The sequence below is a fragment of the Kitasatospora sp. NPDC005856 genome (genome assembly GCF_040629945.1).
GTDB lineage: Bacteria > Actinomycetota > Actinomycetes > Streptomycetales > Streptomycetaceae > Kitasatospora.
In genome coordinates this window covers 1-22,033 of sequence record NZ_JBEXWT010000056.1, presented here as the reverse complement: position 1 = coordinate 22,033, position 22,033 = coordinate 1, and the positions used below count along the sequence as shown (strand labels likewise).

Sequence of the window (22,033 nt, the reverse complement as noted above, 5' to 3'; positions counted from 1 at the left end):
CCGAGTTCTCTCCCGGTCGGGGGCGGTCCCTCCTCGTCGCCCCGGTGTCAGCCCAGCAACCGCGACCAGAACCGGGCCCAGCGTCCGCGCGGCCGGTCGGGCTCGGCCACCGGGGGCGTCCCGGCCGGCTCGGCGTGCGCCGGGTAGCCGGGGGCGTGGTGCCAGGGCTGGTCGGCGGTGGCGACCCGGCCCTCGCGCATGATCCGCACGGTGTGACCACCGCACCCCGGGCAGGTCGGCTTGAGCAGCGGGGACGGCACCCGGACGCCGTTGGCGTGGTACTCGAACACGACGTGCCCGTCCTTGGCCACGTGGTGCTCGATGTCGTACGCCTGCTCCCAGCCGTACCCGCAGCGCAGGCACGCGAAGGAGTAGGCCTCCCGTACGGTCTCGACGGGAGTGTGCGGCCGACCGGCCAGGCCGGCCGTGCTCAGCGAATTGCCACCGCGGGGGCTACCGACGATCTCGCTCATGCGCCCACCTCGCTTCGCTCGTCGGCCGCTTCGCGGAACGCGCACCTCTTGTCGGGTCGCTCGCTGCGCTCGCTCATAGCCGTCTCCCAGCGCCCGCCGGACGCTCGTCCGGCTGGGTCTTTCCCTTTCAGGAAATGCCCGGACCGCCCCGGTCGACGCCCCACTTGTGAAGACTTGGATGCGGGTTGGGAAGCCCTATACGAAGGGCCTCCCCAGGACCGCGAACCGCGACCGAAACTTCAGCTCAGCGGGCGTTTACCGGGGCCTTCTCTCCACGGTACGACTCCCCGTGAGCAACGCAACCCCCGGTGTTCACGCTTTTCCCGGGGCCCCCTCCAGGCCTTCCTTCTTCGCCGCCACGACCGCGTCGAAGACCTCCCGCTTGGGCAGCGAGAGTTCGACCGCGACGGCCGCGATGGCCTCCTTGCGGCGCTCCCCGGCCTCCTCGCGCAGGGCCACCAGCCGGGCCAGCTCGGCCGGGGTCAGCTCCTGGGGCGCGGCCGGCGGGGCGCCGGCGACCACCACGGTGATCTCGCCCTTGACGCCCTCGGCCGCCCAGGCCGCCAGCTCGCCGATCGGCCCGCGCTTGACCTCCTCGTAGGTCTTGGTGAGCTCGCGGCAGACGGCGGCCGGCCGCTCGGGCCCGAACGCCTCGGCCATCGCCGTGAGCGCCTCCGCGATCCGGTGCGGCGCCTCGAAGAAGACCATGGTGCGCGGCTCGGCGGCGATCGTGGCGAGCTGCCGGGAGCGGTCGCCGCTCTTGCGCGGCAGGAAGCCCTCGAAGGTGAAGCGGTCGACCGGCAGGCCGGACAGGGCGAGCGCGGTGAGCACCGCCGAGGGGCCGGGCACCGCGGTGACCTTGACGTCGGCGGCGACGGCGGCGGCGACCAGCCGGTAGCCGGGGTCGGAGACGGAGGGCATGCCGGCGTCGGTGACCAGCAGCACCCGGGCGCCGCCGAGCAGTGCCTCGACCAGTTCGGGGGTGCGGCCGACCTCGTTGCCCTCGAAGTAGGAGAGCACCCGCCCGGCCGGGGTCACCCCCAGGGCCTGGGTGAGCCGGCGCAGCCGCCGGGTGTCCTCGGCCGCGATCACGTCCGCCGTGGCCAGTTCGTTGACCAGTCGGGGCGGGGCGTCCGAGACGTCGCCGATGGGGGTGCCTGCGAGAACGAGTACTCCTGTCACGGTCCCCATCCTCGCAGCTGCCGGGCGCCCGGGGCTTTTGGTGACGATTCGGTCAGCTTCCGAGGGAGCGGACACGCGTGCGAAGAGCGCCCCTACGATGTGGCGGATGAACGGCGACACGGCGGCCCAGACGCCCACTGGTACGGACCACTCCGCGTACGGCGGCGTCGGCCTGCCGTCCCCCCGCTCGCCCCAGGCCGGGCCCGCGCCGCAGGCCGGGCCGCCCGGCTGGCGCGAGCGCCTGGCCCGGTACGGCTGGACCGCCCGCTCCACGGGGACGCTCACCGAGCGCCTGGTGCCGCCGATGCCGGACGGCCCCCGGGTGACGCCCCGGGACGTGCCGCAGTCGCCGCTGCTGCTGCGCGTCGGCGTCTCGCTGCCGCAGGGCCTGTGGTTCTTCCTCTGCCGCTGGGCCGGCTGGCTGGGCCCGGTCGCGGTGGCGGTCTTCGCGGGCCTGCTGCGGTTCACCGGCCTCGGGCAGCCGCACGCGATCATCTTCGACGAGACGTACTACGCCAAGGACGCCTACGCGCTCTGGCACGGCGGCTACGAGATCAGCTGGCCGGAGGACGCCAACGCCACGATCATGACGCCGGGCGCGGCCGTCCCGTACCGGGCGACGCCCTCGTACGTGGTGCACCCGCCGGTGGGCAAGTGGATCATCGGGGCGGGCGAGCAGCTGTTCGGCATGAACCCCTTCGGGTGGCGGTTCGCGGTGGCCCTGCTCGGCACCCTGTCGGTGCTGATGGTGGCCCGGATCGCCCGCCGGATGTTCCGCTCCACCCTGCTGGGCTGCGTGGCGGGCCTGCTGCTGTCGGTGGACGGCCTGCACCTGGTGCTCAGCCGGGCCGCCCTGCTCGACCTGGTGGTGATGTTCTGGACCCTCGCCGCCTTCGGCTTCCTGCTGCTGGACCGCGACCGCACCAGGGCCCTGCTGGCCGCGCGACTGGGCGGGGTCGAGGACCCGGGGCTCGCCCAGCGGCTGAACCTGGGCTGGCGCCCGTACCGGATCGCGGCCGGCGTCTGCGTCGGCCTGACCTGCGCCACCAAGTGGAGCGGTCTGTACGTCGCGGCGGCCTTCGGCCTGATGACCGTGCTCTGGGACGTCGGCGCCCGCCGGCTGGCCGGCGCCCCGCGCCCGTTCCTGGCCGTGCTCGCCCGGGACGTGGTGCCGGCCTTCGTCTCGGTCGTCGTGGTCTCGGCCGTGGTCTACGTCGCCTCCTGGTGGGGCTGGTTCGCCAGCAGCACCGCCCCCGGCCAGGGCGGCTGGGGCCGGGACTGGGCGGTCGGCCGTTCCACCGACTACCCGTGGATACCCGAGGCGCTGCGCGCCCTGTGGCACTACCACTCGACGGTCTACGACTTCCACGTCGGCCTGAGCGACCCGCACACCTACCAGTCCAACCCGTGGTCCTGGCTGGTGCTGGGCCGGCCGGTGTCCTTCTACTACGAGTCCCCCAAGTACGGCCAGGCCGGCTGCACCGCCGCCGACTGCGCCCGCGAGGTGCTGGGCATCGGCACCCCGCTGCTGTGGTGGACGGGCATCGCGGCGCTGGCCTACTGCCTGTGGCGCTGGGCGGCCCGGCGGGACTGGCGGGCCGGCGCGGTGCTCTGCGGCCTGGCCGCCGGCTACCTGCCCTGGTTCGCCTACCAGCAGCGGACGATCTTCCTCTTCTACGCGGTGGTCTTCGTCCCGTTCCTGGTGCTCGCGGTGACGATGCTGGTCGGCGCCCTGATCGGGCCGCCCGGCGCCTCCCGGGACCGCCGGATCATCGGCTCCGCGGCGGCGGGCCTGCTGGTCCTGCTGATCGTCTGGAACTTCCTCTTCTTCTATCCGCTGTTCACCGGGCAGACCATCCCCCTGGAGGACTGGCGCCGCCGGATGTGGTTCAGCACCTGGATCTGATCCGTCCGGCGCGCACCGGGTTCCCGCGAATCGTCCGTATGCGGTGCACGACACGTACCAGATCCGTCACAAGTGCCGGGCGATTCGCCGGCGCACCGATCCGCGCTGCCTAGGGTGGAGGGGTACCGCGTTTCCGGCCCCGCCGGTTGCGCCCGGCCGCGAGACCCCTGGGGGACCTGCACCATGCGCAGTGGCGCGAAGATCGGCATCATCACCGGCGTGTCCATCGCCGTCCTCGCGGGCGGCGGCTACGGCGCGTACAGCCTGATGAACGGCTCGGACGGCGGCTCCGGAGGCAAGAAGCCGCGCACCGTGGTCGCCGAACCCCCCTCGGCCGAACAGGCGGCCGCCGGTACGAAGGACTTCCTGGCGGCCTGGCAGGCCGGCGACATCGCCAAGGCGGCCTCGCTGACCGACGACCCGGCCGCGGCCACGGCCGCCCTGACCGCCTTCCGCGACCAGGTCAAGCCGAGCGCGCTGACCCTCACCCCGTTCGGCCCGACCACCCAGCAGGTGTTCTCCGCCGCCACCGGCACCCCCGCCCCGGCCGCCAAGCCGTCCGCCGCGGCCTCCGCGACCCCGGGGGCGACCGACACGCCGTCCGCCACCGCCGCGCCCGGGCCCACCGGCACCCTGATGTCCTACAAGGCGCGCGCCGAGTTCGCGGGCACCAGCCGGGCCTGGGACTACCAGGGCTTCCTGGGCGTCGTGAAGATGAGCGACGACACCCCGGCCGTGCACTGGACGCCGTCGGTGATCCACCCCCACCTGTCCGGCAACGAGACCATCGCCGTCCAGCCGGTCTTCGCCCCGCCGTCCACCGTGGTGGACCGCAACGGCAAGCCGGTCCAGGGCGCCTCGCTCACCCCGACGCTGATGACCACCCTCCAGGAGAACGCCACCAAGCTGCTGCCGCCGGACCCGGCCAGGGACCAGGACGCGGGCAGCGCGGTGGTGATCTCCGACCCGGCCGGCAAGGGTGCCCAGGACAAGCTGTTCACCATCGTCGAGCCGAAGCCCGGCAAGCCGTTCAAGCTGACCATCGACAACACCCTCCAGGCCGCCGCCGAGAAGGCGATGACCGACCTGGCCGGCAAGCCCGGCTCCATCGTCGCGATCGAGCCGAGCACCGGTCAGGTGCTGGCCTTCGCCAACTCGCCGGCCAGCGGTCAGAACCGGGCGTTCCTCGGACTGCTCGCGCCGGGCTCGACGATGAAGATCGTCACCTCGGCGGCGCTGCTGGAGAACGGGGTCAACCCGGACACCGTGGTGGCCTGCCCGGAGAAGAGCGGCAACGCGCACCCGATCCCGAACTCGTTCCCGGGCGCCTTCCCGAACAACACGCTCCAGCAGGACTTCATGATGTCCTGCAACACCGCCTTCATCAATCAGGGCCTGGCCAGCCTCAAGCCCGAGACGCTGTCCGGCACGGCCAAGGACGTGTTCGGCATCGGCCTGGAGTGGAAGACCGGCCTGCCGAACACCGACGGCAAGGTGCCGGCGACGCCGGGCAGCAAGGACGAGCAGGCCATGAACTACATCGGCCAGGGCAAGGTCCAGATGAACCCGCTGGCCATCGCCTCGGTCACGGCCACCGTGCAGAGCGGCGAGTTCAAGCAGCCGGTCCTGGTCGCCGAGCTGCCGCAGCAGAAGGCCGCCCGCCCGCTCTCCCCGGACGTGGACGCCAAGCTGAAGGCGATGATGGCGGCCACCGCCACCGGCGGCACCGCCAAGGAGGTGATGGCCGGCATCACCGACAACGCGGGCGCCAAGACCGGGTCCGCCGAGGTCGCCGGCGTCGACGTCACCAACAGCTGGTTCACCGCCTACCGCGGCAACCTCGCGGTGGCCGCCGAGGTGCAGGGCGGCGGCCACGGCGTGGACGCGGCCGGCCCGGCCGTCGCCTCCATCCTGAAGGCCGCCGGCGGCCGGTAGTACCTGTCGGGACGACGGCGAGAGCCCCCGCCCCCCGGCCTCACGGCTGGGCGGGCCGGGGCTCTCGCCGGTCTCGGGGCACCACCGGCCGGGGCCCCGTCAGCCTCGCGGCAGTACCGGCTGCGGTTCCTCCCGCACCCGGCCGCGCGGCACCGGGCGCCGGCTGCTCCAGCGGCGGGCCGCCAGCCGGGGCCAGATCACCAGCACCGCCGGCAGCGCCAGGTAGCCGAACCTCCCGGCCGGGGCCAGCATGAAGGCGATGGCGAGCCCGGCGGCCAGCAGGTCGGCCGCGGCGATCGCGGAGACCGGCGGCCGGGCCAGCAGCCAGATCGCCACCGCGATCAGGGCCAGGGTCATCAGCGACAGCGAGATCGCGTGCCCGGTCGGCCCGAAGCCGGCCAGCACCTTGCCGGGCAGCGGGCTGCCCGCCGGGGTGCGGATCGCCGTCATCCCGAGCGGGAAGCGCACCACCTGTTCGCGCAGCGCGTCCGGCTGGGCCAGCGCGGAGGGCAGGATCACCAGCGTGCTCACCCCGACCCCGATCAGCGCGGTCCGGGCCGCGGGGCGTCGGCCGTACAGCCGCCACAGCAGCAGGACGGCGACCGGCAGCGCGGGCCAGGCCGTCCACTTCAGGGTGCAGGCGAGGGCGAGCACCAGTCCGGCGCCGACGGTGCGGTCCCGCTCTGCGAGCGCCATGGCGAGGCAGCAGACCCCGATCAGCGGCAGGTCCACCCCGCCGACCACCAGGGCGAGCGCGATCAGCGGCGAGGCGGTGAGGACGGCCAGCGGCAGCAGCGGCGCCCGCGGGTCGCCGCCGTCGGGGCGGGAGGGCCGCAGCAGCCGCCAGGCGGCCAGCAGGCAGGCGAAGAAGGTCAGCGCGAACCAGATCCGGGCGTCCCCGGCGACCCTCGCGAAGGCGGTGGAGTCGCCGAGCACCTGGCGCGGCATCCCGAACAGGGACATCGCTGGCAGGTACGGGTTGTAGTCGGTGACCACCACCGGGTGCGGCAGGTACGCGGTGCCGGTGGTGAGCAGCAGGTGGGCCGAGCGTTCGACCACCATGACCTCGGACTGGTGGCGGCCGTTCAGGGCGAGCAGGGCGAGCGGGACCACGACGGCCCCGACGAGGGCGACCGAAGCGGCGGCCCGGGCCGCGTGGCGGCGCGGCAGGGCCACGCAGAGCAGTCCGGCCAGGGCGTAGGCGGGGGCCGCGATCAGGCCCCACAGCCGTTGGTTGGCCAGGTCGGACACGAGCGGGAAGGCGGCGGCCCAGCCGGCCGCGATCAGGCAGCCGAGCAGGTGGACGGTCCGCATCGAGGCGAGCCTGGCGAGCCGGTCGCCGTTCAGCCGATCGGGCGTGGGCGGAAACGTGCTCTCGCCACGCTGACGGGGGAAGGGGCGGACGGAGAAGCCGCGCGGAGGCCGTCCGGGTCTGGACGAGGCCTCGGTCGCGGAGGTCTGGGCCGGCGTTCTGCTGCGGCCGGTGAAGCGGCCGCGCGGGCGGGAGTAGCCGGGCGTGCGGGTGCTCACCATGGTGGAAGGTTATGGGTGGGAACCGGGCCCTGTCGCCATGGCGTAGGACACCGGACGGGCGATGGCGTGAAAAGGGCCGCCGGTCGTCTCGGCGGTCGGCGGCCCTTCACGTGGGGTTCGTCTGCGGGTCAGTCGGCGGAGCTGTCGGAGGACACGGACTGCTGCTCCTCCTGCTCCAGCCGCGAGTGCTTGATGCTGTAGCCGAAGTAGACCACCAGGGCGACGGCGAGGGCGATCCCCCCGGCCCGGAAGGTGTCGGCGTGCAGGCCGGTGATCAGGTAGATGCAGAAGCCGACGCTGATCAGCGGGACGACCGGGTAGCCGGGCACCTTGAAGCCGCGCGGCAGGTCGGGCTGGGTGCGGCGCAGCACGATCACGCCGATCGAGACCACCGAGAAGGCGATGAGCGTCCCCAGGCTGGTGATGTCGGCCAGGACCCGCAGCGGGATGAAGGCGGCCAGCGCGCCGACGCCGAGGCCCACCACGAGGGTGTTCCAGACCGGGGTGCCGGTGCGCGGGGAGAGCTCGGCGAAGCGCTTGGGCAGCATGCCGTCGCGGCCCATCGAGTACAGGATGCGGGTCTGGCCGTAGATCACCACGAGGGTGATGCTGAAGATCGAGACGATCGCGCCGAAGGCGAAGACCATCGCGGGCCAGCTCTGGCCGGTGATGTCCTGGAGGATCTGGGCGAGGCCGGCCTCCTGGCCGTCGAACTTCTGCCACGGCTGGGCGCCGATGCCGGCCACGGCGACCAGGATGTAGAGCAGGGTCACCACGACCAGCGAGATGATGATCGCCATCGGCAGGGTGCGGCGCGGGTTCTTGACCTCCTCACCGGCGGTGGACACGGCGTCCAGGCCGATGAAGGAGAAGAAGATGCTGGACGCGGCGATCTGGACGCCGCTGATGCCGAGCGGCATGAACGGGGTCAGGTTTCCGGAGTGGAAGCCGGTGAGCGCGACGCCGATGAACATCACCAGGATGAGGATCTTGATCGCGACCATCGCCGCGTTGACCTTGACCGACTCGCTGACGCCGCGGATCAGCAGGACGCAGACCATGGCGACCAGCAGCAGCGCCGGCAGGTTGAACCAGTGGGTGCTGTCCGGCGCGCCGGAGAACTGCTCGGGGATCGTGAAGCCGAAGGCCAGGTCGAAGAACTTGTTCAGGTACTCGGCCCAGGTCACCGCGATCGCGGAGGCGGAGACGCCGTACTCCATCAGCAGGCAGATGCCGACGGCGAAGGCGACGCCCTCGCCGAGGGTGGCGTAGGCGTAGGAGTACGAGGAGCCGGACACCGGGATCGCGGAGGCCATCTCGGCGTAGCAGAGCGCGGTGAGTCCGGCGGTGATCGCGGCGATCACGAAGGACAGGATGACGGCCGGGCCGGCCGAGGGCACCGCGGTGTTCAGCACGAAGAAGATGCCGGTGCCGATGGTGGCGCCGATGCCGATCGAGGACAGCTGCCACAGTCCGATCGAGCGGCGCAGGTGGATGCCGGAGCGTCCGCCCTCCTCGGGCGCACCGGCCGGGAGGGAGTTCTTGCCTTCGGTCTCGGCGATCAGAGTCGAGACGGGCTTGCGTCGCAGTAGACGCGCACCGAGGGTGTTGCTGGCCAAAACCGCGGTCCTTCTAGGCGGGGGAGGGTGTCCTAGCGGTTGTTCACCCGGGGCACCCATGGGTGTCAACGGGGATCAACCGAACAAACATGGGACAGTACCCGGCGAAAGCACCAGTGTCGCAAACGAACAGTCCCAACCGGCGCATTGTCCGGATCGGCGCATATTGATGTACAAACCGGACACTTCGTAAACGGCGCTTCTCCCACTCGGTGAGTAAAACGGCAGCTCAGCGCCCCTGCGGTGATCATCCGCCGAGCACCGCCCGCATCACCGACCGGGCGATCGGCGCGGCCAGCGCGCCACCCGTCACATCGGTGGCGCCACCGTCCTCGACCACCACGGCCACCGCCACCGGCGGCACCGCGTCCGAGCCGGCCGGCGCGGCCCAGGCGATGAACCAGGCGTACTGCGTCCCGCTGTTGTCCACCCCGTGCTGGGCCGTCCCGGTCTTGCCGCCGACCACCGCCCCGGCGATCCGGGCGGCGGCGCCGGTGCCGTTCTCCACCACGTCGGCCATCAGCGCCCGCACCTGCCCGGCCACCTCCGGGGTCATCGCCCGCTTGTACACGGACGGCCGCATCAGCTGCACCGTGGTGCCGTCGCTCCTGGTCAGCCTGTCCACAAGCTGTGGACGCATCACCGTCCCGTCGTCGGCCACCCCGGCCGCGACCATCGCCATCGTCAGCGGGGTGGCCGCCGTGTCGAACTGCCCGATCGAGGAGAGCGCCAGCTGGGACTCGTCCATCCGGGTGTCGAAGTTCGACCGGGCCGCGCGCACCGGGACGTCCAGCCTCGGGTCGTTGAAGCCGAAGTTCGCGGCCATCGCGGCCATCGGGTCCAGCCCGGTCCGCACCCCCAGGTAGCCCAGCACGCTGTTGCAGCTGGCGGTCATCGCGGCGGCCAGCGACAGGCCCGGGCGGTCACAGGCCGGGGTGTCGTTGACCAGCGGCGTGGTCGTGCCGGGCAGCACGTACGGGAAGGGCGCCTCGGTCGGCGCGCCGGGGTCGGTGACCACCCCGGCGGCCAGCGCCGCGGCGGCGGTGACCACCTTGAAGGTGGAGCCCGGCGGGTACGTCTGGCGCAGCGCCCGGTTGAGCATCGGCTCGTCCGGGTCGGCCTGCAGGCGGTTCCAGGCCGCCTGGTCGTCGGCGCCGTACCCGGCGAAGGAGCCGGGGTCGTAGGAGGGCGTGCTGGCCAGCGCCAGGATCCGCCCGGTGGCCGGCTCGATCGCGGCGACCGCGCCCTTCCGGTCGCCGAGCCCGCGCATCGCGGCCTGCTGGGCGGCCCGGTTCAGGGTGGTGTGGACGTCCCCGCCGGGGCTGCGCCGGCGGGCGACGGCGTCCCGGAGCGACCAGCCCGCCAGCCGGCCGTCGGTGCCGGTCAGCAGCTCGTCCTCGGTCCCCTCCAGCTGGGAGGTGCCGTACGCCTGCGAGGCGAAGCCGGTGACCGCCGCGTAGGTCGGGCCGTCGGTGTAGCCGCGCTGGTAGGCGTACCGGCCGCCGGTCGGCTCGGAGCCGGTCACCCGGTCCGGGCCGACCAGGATGTCGCCGCGCGGCTGGGCGTACCGCTCGATGGTGAGCCGCTGGTTGGCGCTGTTGCGGTCGAGCTCCTTCGCCTGGAAGACCTGCACCCGGGTGGCCTGCGCGCACAGCGCCGCGACCAGCAGCAGGCAGAAGGTGCCCGCCCGGCGCCCGGTCACCGAGATGCCCGGCAGCCCCTGCGGGCCGTTGCCCCCGCGCCGGACGCGTGTCACCGGACCTCCCCCGACCCGGGCCGCCGGGCCGTGTCACTCATGCGGACCAGCAGCGCGACGATGATCCAGTTGGTGACCACCGAGGACCCTCCCTGGGCGATGAAGGGCATGGTCATCCCGGTCAGCGGGATCAGCGCGAGCACCCCGCCCGCCACCACGAACACCTGGAGGCCGACGATCGCGGCCAGCCCGATCGCCAGCAGCCGCCCGAACGGGTCGCGCAGCGCGATGCCGGTCCGGAAGCCCCGCGAGACCAGCACCGCGTACAGCAGGAACACCGCGATCAGCCCGGTCAGCCCGAGCTCCTCGCCGATGGTGGCGAGGATGAAGTCCGACTTCGCGGCGAAGCCGATCAGCACCGAGTGCCCGTTGCCGAGCCCGGTGCCCAGCTCGCCGCCCCAGGCGAAGGCGAACAGCGACTGGGCGATCTGGTTGGCGCCCCGGCCCGCCTCGATCGAGCCCAGCGGGTCCAGCCAGTCCGCGACCCGGCTGTGCACGTGCGGCGAGAACCGGCCCACCGTCACCGCCCCGACCGCGGCCAGTCCCACGCCGACCGCGATCCAACCGGTGCGCGCGGTGGCCACGTAGAGCATCACCACGAACAGGCCGAAGAACAGCAGCGAGGTGCCGAGGTCGGTCTCCAGCACCAGGACGCCGACGAACGCCGCCCAGATCAGCAGCACCGGCCCGAGCACCCGCCCGGGCGGCAGCCGCAGGCGCCGGAACCGGCGGCCGGTGAGCGCCAGCGCGTCCCGGTGCACCGCCAGGTAGGCGGCGAAGAAGACGGCCAGCAGGATCTTGGCGAACTCCCCGGGCTGGAAGGAGAGCGGCCCGATCACGATCCAGATCCGGGAGCCGTACACCGGCGGGAAGAAGATCGGCAGCACCAGCAGGACCAGGGCCACCAGCGCCCCGACGTACGCGTAGCGCCGCAGCCGCCGGTGGTCGCGCACCAGTAGCACCACCGCGATGAACAGCGCCACCCCCAGGGCCGACCAGAGCAGCTGGGTGGGGGCGGCGGCGCGCCCCGGGGTGGCCCGGTCGAGCCGGTGGATCACCACCAGCCCGATGCCGTTCAGCAGCACCGCGATCGGCAGCAGCAGCGGGTCCGCGTACCGGGCCCGCCGGCGGACCACGGCGTGCGCCGCCAGGGCGAGCACCCCGAGCGCGGCGCCGTACTCGGCCGCGTCGGCCGGGACGCGGCCGTCCAGGTTGACGCCGACCTCGACGTAGCCGAACACGGCGATCAGGACGGCACCGACCACCAGCACGAGCTCGGTGGTGCGCCTGGTCGGCACCGGCCGGCTCGGCCCGGCGGCGGAGCTCGACGCGGCGGAGGGTGTCGCCACGGACCGTCCTGGGGATCGGGAAGGGCCCGGTGCCGCCGGCCGGGGGACGCCGATCGGGGCGGACCGGCGACGGGGGCCGGTCCGCCCCGACGGGAGCGGCGGTCGGAGGGAGGGTCAGACGGCGCTCTGGACGCGGGAGGCCTCGACGGTCGCCTTCAGCTCGGCCTCGGCCTCGGCCGACAGCGAGGTCTGGATGATCTGCCCGCCGTACCGGGCCAGCGCCGGCACGACCTTGTCGGCGGTCGCCTTGCGCACCAGCAGGAAGACCGCGGCGGTGCCGGGCTGGAGGTGCTCGCCGACCTGGCGCATGAAGTCGTCGTCCACCCCGATGTCGGTGGAGGCGCCGACCGCCGCCCCGGTCGCACCGCCGACCGCCGCGCCCACCAGGGGCATGAAGAACAGCAGACCGATGACCCCGCCCCACAGGGCGCCGCTCGCGGCCCCCGCCCCGGTCGTGCTGACCTGCTGGTGCAGCTTGATCCTGCCGTCCGCGCGACGCTCGACGACGACCGCGTCCTCCAGCTCGATCAGCTTCTGCTTCTGGAGCCCCACCGCCTCGTTGCGCACCGCCTGGGCGGTGGCGAGGTCCGGGTAGGCGATCGCGAAGAGGTTGCTCATTGCGGGGTCCTTCCAGGGTGTCGGACAGGCCGGCCGGGTCCGGGCGCCATCGCGGTGGCGCCGCGCCCCGGTTCCGCACCCTAACGAGTGTTATCCATATGTATGGACTATTCACTGCGGTGTGTCCGCCATTGCCGGAATCACCCGGGCCCGCCGGTCCGTGCCGGACCGTCACTCCGGCCGCCGCCCGGCCAGCGCCACCACCCCCGCACCGACCACGGCCAGCAGGACGACGGCGGCCGCCAGGCTCGCCCACGGCACCGCCACCCGCCCGGTCCGGGCCGCCGACACCAGCCCGCTCACCGCCGCGTTGGCCGGCGAGGCCGGCACCACCAGCAGCAGCGCGGCCAGCACCAGCGCCGCCGGAATGCCGTACTGCGCGCGGACCGGCACCGGACGGTTCACCAGCGCCCCGACCAGCACCCCCAGCAGTGCGCAGGCCACCGAGGCCGCCAGCCCGGCCGCCACCGCCGCCCCGGCCCCCGGGTCCCGCTGCGCCCCCGGGTCCGCCACCGCCCCACTGGTCCACCAGACGGCCGCCACCTGACCGACCGCCAGTACCAGCGACACCGTCAGCGCCGCCAGCAGCGCCCCCAGGTGGACCCGGACCGGGCCCGCCGCCGCCACCAGGCAGGCCCGCGAGGCCGGCGGCTCCGCGCCCAGCACGCTGCGCACGTACCAGGCGCTCACCGGCAGCAGCACCCCCGCGCCGAAGCCGAGGCCGCCCAGCAGCGGATCGCCCACCGCCACCCCGACCACGAGCAGCAGCGCGTACGCCAGGAACGGCGGCAGCCAGGCGTGCGAGCGCACCAGCAGCTCCAGGTGGTACCGGGTCAGCGCCCCGATCCGCGCCATCACCGCTCCCCCTCCTCGCGCCGCCGCACCGCCAGCACCCGGACGGCCGGACGGCCCAGCAGCAGCCGGCGCAGCAGCGCGTCCGAGTGGGCGGCCGGCACCACCAGCCGCACCGCCGTCCCGGCCAGCGCGGTGACCTCCGGCGCCCCCGGCAGCGGCGCGGGAAGCGGGGCGCCGTCCGGGACGTCCACCTCGACCTCCATCACCGGTCCGCCCGGCGGCGGCTCCCGGTACCCGTCCTCGACGGGCCGCAGCGCGCCGTCCGTGCCGACCCGGTACGCGGCGCCGGTCAGCCCGGCCAGCCGGGCCGGGTCGTGGTCGACGAACAGCACCGTGCCGCCCGCCGCCGCCCGCTCGGCGGCCGCCTCGTCCAGCACCGCCCGGGCCTGCGGGTCCAGCCCGGTCCAGGCCTCGTCCAGCAGCAGCACCCGCGCCTCGGGGAGCAGCGCCTGGACGACCGCGACCTTCTGGCAGGTGCCCTTCGACAGCCGGCTCAGCGGCGTGCCCGCGCGGTCCGCGACACCGAACCGCTCCAGCCACTCCCCCGCCCGCCGCCGCGCCCGCTCCGCCGACAGCCCGTGCACCCGGCCCACCCGCAGCAGGTAGGACGCGGCGTCGAAGGGCAGGGCCGGCGGGAACCGTTCGGGCACGTACGCCGCCGGGCCGGGCCGCACCACCCGCCCCGTGCTCGGCCGCTCGATCCCGGCGACCAGCCGCAGCAGCGTCGACTTGCCGCTCCCGTTGTCCCCGGCGATCCGCACCAGCTCGCCCGGCCCGACCGCCAGGTCGACCCCGCGCAGGATCCACCGCTCCCGCCGCCCGTACCGCTTGCCCACCGCCGCCAGCTCCATCGCGCCCCCGCTCCCGTCCGCCGCGCACCGAAGGCTATCCACGACGCGTAAGGCCGGCGTGAGCGAATTCCGCGCGGATGCGCCGGAGTTCGCGCCGTGGCTGGTTGAGGCACGATCCGGACTCGTTTCGCCAGGACGAACTGATGATCCCTAGGATCGGCCGGGTGACTACCGGACGACGACCACAGACCAGGCTCGGCAGCCTGCTGGCGGCCTTGGCGATAACGGGCGCCTCGCTGCTCCTCGGCCTGCCCGCCCACGCCGACGAACCATCAGCCGGGGCCGCCCCCGCGTCCAAGGAGGCCCCCCGGGTCGACCTCGTCCTGGACGTCAGCGGCTCCATGACCGCCACGGACATCCAGGGCAAGAGCCGCATCTCGGTGGCCCAGCAGTCGCTGAACGAGGTGATCGACGCGCTGCCCGCGGAGACCGAGTTCGGCATCCGCACCCTGGGCGCGAACTACCCCGGCAACGACAAGGCCCAGGGCTGCCAGGACACCAGGCAGCTGTTCCCGGTCGGCAAGACCAACAAGGTCGAGGCCAAGACCGCCGTCGCCACCCTGCGGCCCACCGGCTGGACCCCGATCGGCCTGGCCCTGCGCGGCGCCGCCCAGGACCTCGGCAAGGGCGAGACCACCCGCCGCGTGGTGCTGATCACCGACGGCGAGGACACCTGCACCCCGCCCGACCCGTGTGACGTCGCCCGCGAGCTCGCCTCCCAGGGCATCCACCTGGTGGTCGACACCCTGGGCCTGGCCCACGACGACAAGACCCGCCAGCAGCTGCTCTGCATCGCCAACGCGACCGGCGGCACCTACACCGACGTCCGCACCCAGGAGCAGCTCACCGACAAGGTGAAGCAGCTGGTCGACCGCTCCAACGACACCTACACGGTGGCCCCGGTCAAGACCACCGGCACCGACAAGTGCGAGAGCGCCCCCGTTCTCGCCCCGGGCGTCTACACCGACCGCGAGAAGTTCTCCGAGCACCGCGTCTACAAGGTCCCGGTCAAGTCCGGCCAGGAGCTGCGCGCCTCGGTCAGCGTCGCCCTCGACCGCCCGGTGGCCCGGGACTACGGGGTGCTGCTCCAGGCCACCAGCGCGACCGGCCAGGAGCTGGTCCGCGGCACCGACGCCGGCAGCGGCCGCACCGACGTGGTCTCCACCGGCCTGCGCTGGTCCACCGACGACTCCAAGGGCTACGTCACCGCGAGCCCCACCGCGACGAAGGGCTCCAAGGAGAAGCCGGAGACCACCGTCTGCCTGGTCGTCAGCAACTCGCTGGCCCCGCAGAGCGGCGTCCTGGCCGACCCCGGCATGCCGCTGGAGCTGACCGTCGACCTGGCCTCCGCCTCGCCCGCCCCGGAGGGCGCCGCGATGGGCCTCGGCCGCGGCTGGATCCTGCTGCTCACCCTCACCCTGGCCGGCCTGGCCTTCGGTCTGGTCCTCGGCTGGATCGCGCGCTGGCGGATCGCCGTCTGGCGGGAGAACTGACCATGCGTACGACGATCCGCGGCGCCCTCGCCGCCCTCGCCCTGCTGCCCGCCCTGGCCCTGAGCGCCCTGGGCGCCCCGGCGGCCTCGGCCGCCTCGCCGTCCCCCACGGCCGGTGCGAGCGGCACCCCGGCCCCGGCGACCAAGGCCGGCACCTCCTTCCTGACCGCCGTCAACCTCTCCCCCGGCCAGGACGCCAACGTCTCCGTCTCCACCGGTGACTACCTGTACTGGGCGTTCGGCGCCTCCGAGGGCCAGACCCCGACGGTCGACCTGACCGTCGGCCTGGCCCCGACGGCCGACCGGCACGGCCCGCAGACCTGGTCCGTGGAGGTCTTCGACGGGCTGCGCCGGCGCCAGTCGTGCACCGCCGGCACCCAGAACGCCACCGCCGAGCAGAGCGCCACCGCCCTGGCACTGAACTGCACCCTGCGCGAGGTCCGCACCTGGGCCGAGCCGTGGTCCGGCGACCCGCTGCCCGGCACCTACTACGTGCGGCTGTCGGTCAGCGACGTCCCGCAGCCGGACCTCGGCCTGGCCTCCTCGGTCCAGTTGCACGTCGCCGCCAAGGGCGACGCCGACAACGCCCAGCCGGAGGGCGGCGAGCTGAAGGCCCCGCTGGTCCCGCCGGTCGGCGGCGGCGCGAGCACGGCCAAGGCGGCCGCGCCGGTGGCCCAGGAGGAGCACTGGTACACCGGCTGGTTCTCCGGCTGGAACAGCCGCTGGTACTGGACGATCGCCGGCGGCTTCCTGGCCGCGCTGGCCGGCGTCATCGGCTACAAGCTGACCCGGCACCCGCGCGGCCACCGGCCCGGCCACTACGGCGCCGTCCCGCCCCAGGGCTCCCAGCAGAGCGGCAGCCACACCGGCTCGAACCGCCCCTGAGGCACGCGGAGGGCCGGCCGGACGTCGTTCCGGCCGGCCCTCCGGCGTGTGCGGGAAGCGGTGTCGGGACCTCAGCCCCGGAACAGGTTGTGCCCCACGTCGGACGGGACCTCGTCCTGGACCGGCGTGCTGCCCGGCCCCGGCACGTGCTCGCCGGGGATCGGCTCGTCGCCCTCCCGGTGCAGCAGCACGACCCCGTCCTCGGCCCACAGCTGCCGGTAGCCGTGCGCCAGCAGCAGCTGGATCCGCTCGGCCTGCTCCTTGTCCGTCTTGAACGGGAAGGACCGCTTGTCGCCCCGGGTGAGCACGTACTCGCGCCCGCGCGGCGTGCCGTCGACCAGCACCACGTCCGTCCGGGCGGTCAGCCTCGGCGCGATCTGGTTGTCCGCCTCGACGGACGCCCCGTCCGGGATCAGCGCGGCCGCCCGCACCAGCGCCGCCTCGCTCGTCTTGGGAGCCCAGGAGGACGGCAGTGCCAGCGGCAGCAGCCCGATCGGCAGCGCGGCGACCAGCGCGATGCCGCAGGCGCCGAGGCCCAGCCGGCGCGCCCGCCGCACGCTCCGCTCCGGCCGCCCGGCGGCGCTCAGCCGCCCCAGCACCTCGATCGCGGCGGTGAGCAGGATCGGCCACAGCAGCGCGTCGTAGTGCCGGGCGATCGACCAGTGGTTGGGGTTGCTGGACAGGATCCGCTCGGCCAGCAGCGGCAGCGCGCACAGCACGGTGGCCGAGCGCAGCGGCAGCAGCAGCGTGGTGCCGAACAGCCAGAGCAGCAGCAGCGGCTTGAGCGGCTGGTCGAAGGCGGCCTGCACCAGCAGGAACGGGTCGTGCAGCAGGTTGCGCAGCGCGTCGCCGCCGTCCTCGCCGAGCGAGCCGTAGTTCCAGTAGTAGCCCGGCTCCCCGCCCATCGCCGGGATCAGCCAGGTGATCGCGGCCGCCGAGGCGACCGGCCCGCCCAGCAGCAGCCCCAGGCCGGTGAGACGGCCCGCCCGGTCCTCGGTGCGGCGGGTGCGCAGCAGCAGCACCAGGCCGTACGCCCCGACCATCAGGCCGAGGTCCTCCTTGGTGCAGCACAGCAGTGCGGCGGCGAGCACCACCGTGCCGTACCGGCGGGCCAGACCGCGCTCGAGCATCAGCAGGGTCAGCGGCACCGCGAAGGCGACCTCGTGGAAGCCCACCCGGGCGGCGACCAGCAGCGGCCAGCCGAGCGCGTACGCCAGGCCGGCCAGGTCTGCGGCCCGGCGGGCGGTGCGCGGCTCGGCGGCGGCGAAGGCGTGCCCGGCGATCCGCCGGATCAGCGGCACCCCGGCCGCGAACAGCAGCGACTGGCCGATGATCAGCGAGCGCGGGTCGTCCCAGATCCAGTACAGCGGCGCGAGCAGCGCCAGCACCGGCGAGAAGTGGTCGCCCAGCAGCGAGAAGCCGGGCGGGAACTCGTGGTGGAAGCTCTTCAGCGTCGAGACGGGCAGCCCGAAGTGGGCGTAGCCGCGCACGCCCTGGTCGAAGATGCCGAGGTCGAAGCCGCCGAGCGACACGGACGTCCAGCCCTGCAGGCCGATGGCGCAGGTCACCGCGAAGCAGAGCGCGGTGAGCAGCAGGGTGCGCCGGCCCGGGCCGAGCAGGGCGGCCGCGGCCAGCCGTCGGACGGCGGGCACGGCGGCGGCCGGCGGCGGGGGTGCGGTCTGGGTGGTCACGTCAGGTCTGATCCGTCCGGTCTGGGTCCGTGGGTCCGGCCGTCAGGTCCGGTTCGTCAGTGCGGGATCGCGGTCCAGCCTGGCCGTCAGCAGGGTCAGGGCCCCGCCGCCGCCGGCGGCGTCCACTGCCTGGCGCCGGGCGCGGTACAGCCGCACGCCCAGGACGACCAGGACGGCGATCGCGATCGGCGGATAGATCGAGCCGGGCAGCTGCCAGTACCAGGCCACCCCGCGGCCCCAGCGGTGCGGCACCGTCCACATGACGTGGGAGAGGAACACCAGCAGGGTCAGGCCGAACAGCACCTGCCGGCCCCTGGTCCTGGCCTCCACCGCCAGCAGGGCCAGGAGCGGGATGCACCAGACCCAGTGGTGGGTCCAGCTGATCGGCGAGACCAGCAGCGCGGTGAGCGCGGCGCAGACCGCGCCCCAGGCGTCGGCCCGGCGCAGCACCCGCGCCGAGCGCCCGGCCAGCACCGCCACCCCGAGCCCGAAGGTCGCGACCAGCGCCGAGGCGATCAGCCCGACCAGGCCCGGGTCGTTGACGTCGAGCAGCCGGCAGACGGCGCCGCGCAGTGACTGGTTGTCCACCAGGACGGTCACGCCGACCCGGCTCGGGTCCCAGAGGTAGGTGGTCCAGAACCCGTACGAGGCGTCGGGCAGCACGGCCCAGCCGATCAGGCCGGCCGCGAGGAAGGTGCCGGCCGAGACCAGGGCGGCCCGGACCCGGCCGGTCAGGAACAGGTAGACGGCGAACAGGCCCGGGGTGATCTTGATGGCGGTGGCCAGGCCGATGCCCACGCCTTTGAGGCGGTGGCGGTCCGAGCGGGTGAGGTCCCACAGGACCAGGCAGAGGATGCCCAGGTTGACCTGGCCGTACTGGAAGGTGGTGAAGACCGGCTCCAGCCAGATGCCGAGGCCGGTCGCCAGGATCACCACGGCCCCGCGGTGCTGCTTCGGCCAGCCGGCCAGCTTGAGCGACAGGTGCACGGCCGCGGCGAGCAGCGCGTAGTTGAGGAGCATCACCAGGACGCGCAGGGTGCTCACGCCGAACCAGGTGCTCGGCACGAAGAGCATCGCCGCGAACGGCGGGTAGGTGGCCGGCAGGTCCCAGCCGGGCAGCCGCATCGCGTAGAGGTCCTCGCCCCGTACGACGGCCTGGCCCTCGGCCCGGTAGACCAGCATGTCGACCATGGTGGCCCCGTGGCTGTGCCGGAACCAGGCGAACAGCGCCAGCGACACCGCCGCCACCAGGAGCGCGGGGAGGGTCCAGGAATTCGGTCTTCCGGTTCGCGCTGCGCCGCCGGACTGCTCCGGGCCTGATCGCCGCCCCCACCGTTTCAGACCGAACTCGCGCACCGCGATGGCACCCCGTCGAGATAGACCAGATCGTTCCCTCGTCAGCGTCTGGGCCCACCCACCATAACCGACCCCTCCGAGCCCCCGACCGCGCCGGAAACGGGCCCGGAAGGGTGATGTGATCTCCCCCACAGCGGGCCCGGATCGGCTCCGCGGAGGCTCCGACGCGGCTCCGGATCGGCTCCGGATCGGGCTCCGACGCGGCTCCGGATCGGGGTCTGCTCGGAGCCTGCTCGGGGCCTGATCAGGGCCGGAGGCCCCGGACGCGGGCTCCCGGCCCGCACCGGCCACGGCACCTCACGGCGCCGTCAGCCCCCGTTGGCGCAGGGCCCGGCGGCGGAGGGGCGCGAACACCGCGGACTCGACGAGGACGCCGACGGCGAGGATCACGACCGTCGCGGCCAGCACCTGGCTGAGGTGGCCGGCCTTGCGGCCCGCGTCCAGGAGGCGGCCGATGCCGGGGAGCGGGGTCGCGGTGATCAGTTCGGCCGTCATCAGCGCGCGCCAGCCGAAGGTCCAGCCCTGTTCGAGGGCGCTGAGCAGGCCCGGGAGGGCGGCCGGAAGCAGGACGTGCCGCACGTAGGCGGGGCCCGCGGCGCCCATCGAGCGGCCGGCCCGGCGCAGCAGCGGCGGGACCTGGTCGAGGGAGGCGAGCGTCCCGGCGGCGATGGCCGGGACGGCGCCCAGCAGGACGACGGAGTACACGGCGCGCTCGGAGTTGCCCAGGCCCACCACGGCCACCGGGACCAGCGCGGCGGCGGGCAGGGACTGGATCGCGCTCAGCACGGGGGCGATCGGGGTGCGGACCACGGGCGCGGCGGAGAGCAGCAGGCCCAGCGGCACGCCGATCGCCACCGAGGCCAGGAAGCCGGCCAGGCACCGCCGGAGGCTGCCGAGCAGGGCGGGGGCGAGCGCCCCGCTCGACCAGGCGGCGGCCAGGTCGTGGCCGACGGCGGCGGGCGTGGGCAGGGTGGCCGACAGGTTCAGGACGCAGACGAGCTGCCAGAGGCAGAGCACCAGCGTGACGGCCGACAGCGGCCCCGCGACGGCGGCCGTACGGCGGCGTCGGCCGCGGCCGCGGCCGCGGGCCGTACCACCGGGGGCGGTGCGGCGCGGTGGCGCCACGGGGCGCGGGCGCAGGACGGTGAGCGTGTTCTCAGTCGCGGGCATGGCGGCGGATCTCCTCCCCCAGGCGCTCGGTGATCTCGTGGACGAGGGAGGCGACGCCGGGGCTCTCGGCCCGGCGCGGGTACGGGAGGTCCACGGTCCATTCGTGGGCGATCCGGCCGGGGTTGGCGGACAGCAGGACGATGCGGCTGCCCAGGCGGGCGGCCTCCTCGACGCTGTGGGTCACGAAGACGACGGTGAGCCGGTGTTCGGCCCGGACCCGGATCAGCTCCTCGTGGAGCAGGTCCCGGGTGACGGCGTCGAGGGCGGCGAACGGCTCGTCCATGAGCAGGCAGTCGGCGCCCTGGGCGAGCGCCCGGGCCAGCGCGGTGCGCTGCCGCATGCCGCCGGACAGCTCGTGCACCCGCCGCTCGTACGCGTCGCCGAGCCGGACGGCCGCGAGCAGCCGGGCGGCCTCGGCCCGGCGCTCGGCCTTCGGCACCTTGGCCAGGCGCAGCGCCAGCTCGACGTTGCGGCCGACCGTCAGCCAGGGGAAGAGGGCGTGGTCCTGGAACATCACGGCGGGCCGCCGTCCGGGCACCGTGACCTGGCCCGCCGTCGGGCGGTCGAGTCCGGCGATGAGGTTCAGCAGGCTGGACTTGCCGCAGCCGGAGGCGCCGAGGAGGCAGACGAACTCCCCGGCCTCGATGCGCAGGTCGATCCCCTCGACGGCGGGCGGCGCGGCGGCGTCGAAGGACTTGGTCACCCCCCGGAGGTCGATGACGGCGCTGGTGGTGGCCACGGTCAGAAGTCCCATCCGTCGTCGTCCCGCTCCGGCGCGGCCGTGGCGGCGGTGAACGAGTCGCCCGCCATGCCGGCCGCCAGCGTGGTGCCGTCGGCCGGGTCGATCAGCAGGAAGGAGCCGGTGCTGCGGGAGCGGGCGTAGGCGTCGAGGGCGAGCGGCTCGGCAGTGCGGATCACGACCCTGCCGATGTCGTTGGCGACCAGTCGGCCCGGCGCCGGGTGCTGGGCGAGGTCGTCCAGCACGAGCCGGGACGGGAGCGCCTGGACGATCGCCTTGACCGTGCGGGTGGTGTGCTTGAGCAGGACGCGCTGGCCGGCCGTGAGCGGCCGGTCGGCGAGGTGGCAGACGGTGGCCGTCACCTCGCGGGTGGTCGTGGGCGCGGCCGCGCTCGGGGCGATCAGGTCGCCGCGGGAGACGTCGATGTCGTCGGCGAGCAGGACGGTGACGGACTGCCCGGCCCGGGCCTCCTCGACCGGCCGGCCCAGCAGGTCCAGGCCGGTGACGGTGGTGGTGTGGCCGGAGGGCAGGACGGTGACCGGGTCGCCGACGCGCAGGACGCCGGAGGCGAGTTGGCCGGCGTAGCCGCGGTAGTCGGGGTGGTCCTCGGTCTGGGGGCGGAT

At 74.1% G+C, this 22,033-nt stretch carries 17 protein-coding genes and 1 pseudogene; 4 read left to right on the top strand and 14 right to left on the bottom strand.

Going from position 1 to position 22,033, the window contains the following annotated elements; translation table 11 throughout:
* Positions 1-47: 47 nt before the first annotated feature.
* Positions 48-473 carry a hypothetical protein gene (locus tag ABZ449_RS27915; protein WP_360351389.1) on the bottom strand — a complete coding sequence of 142 codons (426 nt, stop codon included), beginning with the start codon at positions 471-473 and terminating at the stop codon, positions 48-50.
* A 312-nt stretch (positions 474-785) separates the two neighbouring features.
* Entirely contained in the window at positions 786-1,655 is an 870-nt protein-coding gene (rsmI, locus tag ABZ449_RS27910) for a 16S rRNA (cytidine(1402)-2'-O)-methyltransferase (protein WP_360351386.1), read from the bottom strand.
* Between the two features lie 106 nt (positions 1,656-1,761).
* Here rsmI and ABZ449_RS27905 point away from each other — a divergent pair, with 106 nt between their 5' ends.
* On the top strand, positions 1,762-3,561 hold the full coding sequence (locus ABZ449_RS27905) for a phospholipid carrier-dependent glycosyltransferase (RefSeq protein ID WP_360351383.1): 1,800 nt from the start codon (positions 1,762-1,764) through the stop codon (positions 3,559-3,561).
* Positions 3,562-3,744: 183 nt separating this feature from the next.
* On the top strand, positions 3,745-5,496 hold the full coding sequence (locus ABZ449_RS27900; RefSeq protein WP_360351380.1) for a penicillin-binding transpeptidase domain-containing protein: 1,752 nt from the start codon (positions 3,745-3,747) through the stop codon (positions 5,494-5,496).
* Between the two features lie 99 nt (positions 5,497-5,595).
* On the opposite strand, the gene ABZ449_RS27895 is transcribed toward ABZ449_RS27900, so the two are convergent.
* From ABZ449_RS27895 to ABZ449_RS27865, 7 genes are all read right to left on the bottom strand, one after another.
* Positions 5,596-7,029 (bottom strand): glycosyltransferase 87 family protein, encoded by a 1,434-nt coding sequence (locus ABZ449_RS27895; protein ID WP_360351378.1) that lies wholly within the window; start codon positions 7,027-7,029, stop codon positions 5,596-5,598.
* A 128-nt stretch (positions 7,030-7,157) separates the two neighbouring features.
* Positions 7,158-8,648: an amino acid permease gene (locus ABZ449_RS27890; protein ID WP_360351375.1), complete on the bottom strand. Its 1,491-nt coding sequence runs from the start codon at positions 8,646-8,648 to the stop codon at positions 7,158-7,160.
* A gap of 247 nt (positions 8,649-8,895) precedes the next feature.
* Complete coding sequence (locus ABZ449_RS27885; protein WP_360351478.1) at positions 8,896-10,356, bottom strand: penicillin-binding transpeptidase domain-containing protein; 1,461 nt, start codon at positions 10,354-10,356, stop codon at positions 8,896-8,898.
* Between the two features lie 44 nt (positions 10,357-10,400).
* On the bottom strand, positions 10,401-11,753 hold the full coding sequence (locus ABZ449_RS27880) for an FtsW/RodA/SpoVE family cell cycle protein (RefSeq protein WP_360351372.1): 1,353 nt from the start codon (positions 11,751-11,753) through the stop codon (positions 10,401-10,403).
* Positions 11,754-11,867: 114 nt separating this feature from the next.
* Positions 11,868-12,371 carry a DUF1269 domain-containing protein gene (locus ABZ449_RS27875; RefSeq protein WP_360351369.1) on the bottom strand — a complete coding sequence of 168 codons (504 nt, stop codon included), beginning with the start codon at positions 12,369-12,371 and terminating at the stop codon, positions 11,868-11,870.
* A 171-nt stretch (positions 12,372-12,542) separates the two neighbouring features.
* Positions 12,543-13,226, bottom strand: a complete 684-nt coding sequence (locus ABZ449_RS27870) for an ABC transporter (protein WP_360351475.1) — start codon at positions 13,224-13,226, stop codon at positions 12,543-12,545.
* Positions 13,226-14,077, bottom strand: a complete 852-nt coding sequence (locus ABZ449_RS27865; RefSeq protein ID WP_360351366.1) for an ATP-binding cassette domain-containing protein — start codon at positions 14,075-14,077, stop codon at positions 13,226-13,228. Before ABZ449_RS27865 ends, ABZ449_RS27870 begins: the two co-directional genes overlap by 1 nt.
* A gap of 164 nt (positions 14,078-14,241) precedes the next feature.
* Between ABZ449_RS27865 and ABZ449_RS27860 the strand changes: the two genes are divergently transcribed.
* Positions 14,242-15,570, top strand: coding sequence for a VWA domain-containing protein (locus tag ABZ449_RS27860; protein ID WP_360351362.1), 1,329 nt, complete (start codon positions 14,242-14,244; stop codon positions 15,568-15,570).
* A gap of 2 nt (positions 15,571-15,572) precedes the next feature.
* The gene (locus tag ABZ449_RS27855) at positions 15,573-16,454 is read left to right on the top strand and encodes a peptidase (protein WP_360351359.1); all 882 of its coding nucleotides are present in this window, start codon (positions 15,573-15,575) and stop codon (positions 16,452-16,454) included.
* 71 nt (positions 16,455-16,525) lie between these two features.
* Here the strand turns inward: ABZ449_RS27855 and ABZ449_RS27850 are convergent, their stop codons facing one another.
* The 5 genes and pseudogenes from ABZ449_RS27850 to ABZ449_RS27830 all read right to left on the bottom strand — a co-directional run.
* Positions 16,526-18,145, bottom strand: a complete 1,620-nt coding sequence (locus ABZ449_RS27850; RefSeq protein WP_360351356.1) for a DUF2079 domain-containing protein — start codon at positions 18,143-18,145, stop codon at positions 16,526-16,528.
* 42 nt (positions 18,146-18,187) lie between these two features.
* Entirely contained in the window at positions 18,188-19,393 is a 1,206-nt protein-coding gene (locus ABZ449_RS27845; RefSeq protein WP_360351353.1) for a glycosyltransferase 87 family protein, read from the bottom strand.
* 405 nt (positions 19,394-19,798) lie between these two features.
* Positions 19,799-20,671 carry an ABC transporter permease subunit gene (locus tag ABZ449_RS27840; protein ID WP_360351351.1) on the bottom strand — a complete coding sequence of 291 codons (873 nt, stop codon included), beginning with the start codon at positions 20,669-20,671 and terminating at the stop codon, positions 19,799-19,801.
* Positions 20,658-21,425, bottom strand: a complete 768-nt coding sequence (locus ABZ449_RS27835) for an ABC transporter ATP-binding protein (RefSeq protein WP_360351348.1) — start codon at positions 21,423-21,425, stop codon at positions 20,658-20,660. Before ABZ449_RS27835 ends, ABZ449_RS27840 begins: the two co-directional genes overlap by 14 nt.
* Positions 21,413-22,033 (bottom strand): annotated as a pseudogene (locus ABZ449_RS27830) (hypothetical protein); the annotation flags it as partial. The gene ABZ449_RS27835 and the pseudogene ABZ449_RS27830, both read right to left, overlap by 13 nt.

Excerpts from the sequence above, each read along its gene's own strand:
- ABZ449_RS27915 (WP_360351389.1), bottom strand. The coding sequence starts at position 473 with ATGAGCGAGATCGTCGGTAGCCCCCGCGGTGGCAATTCGCTGAGCACG.
- ABZ449_RS27905 (WP_360351383.1), top strand. The coding sequence starts at position 1,762 with ATGAACGGCGACACGGCGGCCCAGACGCCCACTGGTACGGACCACTCC.
- ABZ449_RS27900 (WP_360351380.1), top strand. The coding sequence starts at position 3,745 with ATGCGCAGTGGCGCGAAGATCGGCATCATCACCGGCGTGTCCATCGCC.
- ABZ449_RS27895 (WP_360351378.1), bottom strand. The coding sequence starts at position 7,029 with ATGGTGAGCACCCGCACGCCCGGCTACTCCCGCCCGCGCGGCCGCTTC.
- ABZ449_RS27875 (WP_360351369.1), bottom strand. The coding sequence starts at position 12,371 with ATGAGCAACCTCTTCGCGATCGCCTACCCGGACCTCGCCACCGCCCAG.
- ABZ449_RS27870 (WP_360351475.1), bottom strand. The coding sequence starts at position 13,226 with ATGGCGCGGATCGGGGCGCTGACCCGGTACCACCTGGAGCTGCTGGTG.
- ABZ449_RS27865 (WP_360351366.1), bottom strand. The coding sequence starts at position 14,077 with ATGGAGCTGGCGGCGGTGGGCAAGCGGTACGGGCGGCGGGAGCGGTGG.
- ABZ449_RS27855 (WP_360351359.1), top strand. The coding sequence starts at position 15,573 with ATGCGTACGACGATCCGCGGCGCCCTCGCCGCCCTCGCCCTGCTGCCC.
- ABZ449_RS27840 (WP_360351351.1), bottom strand. The coding sequence starts at position 20,671 with ATGCCCGCGACTGAGAACACGCTCACCGTCCTGCGCCCGCGCCCCGTG.
- ABZ449_RS27835 (WP_360351348.1), bottom strand. The coding sequence starts at position 21,425 with ATGGGACTTCTGACCGTGGCCACCACCAGCGCCGTCATCGACCTCCGG.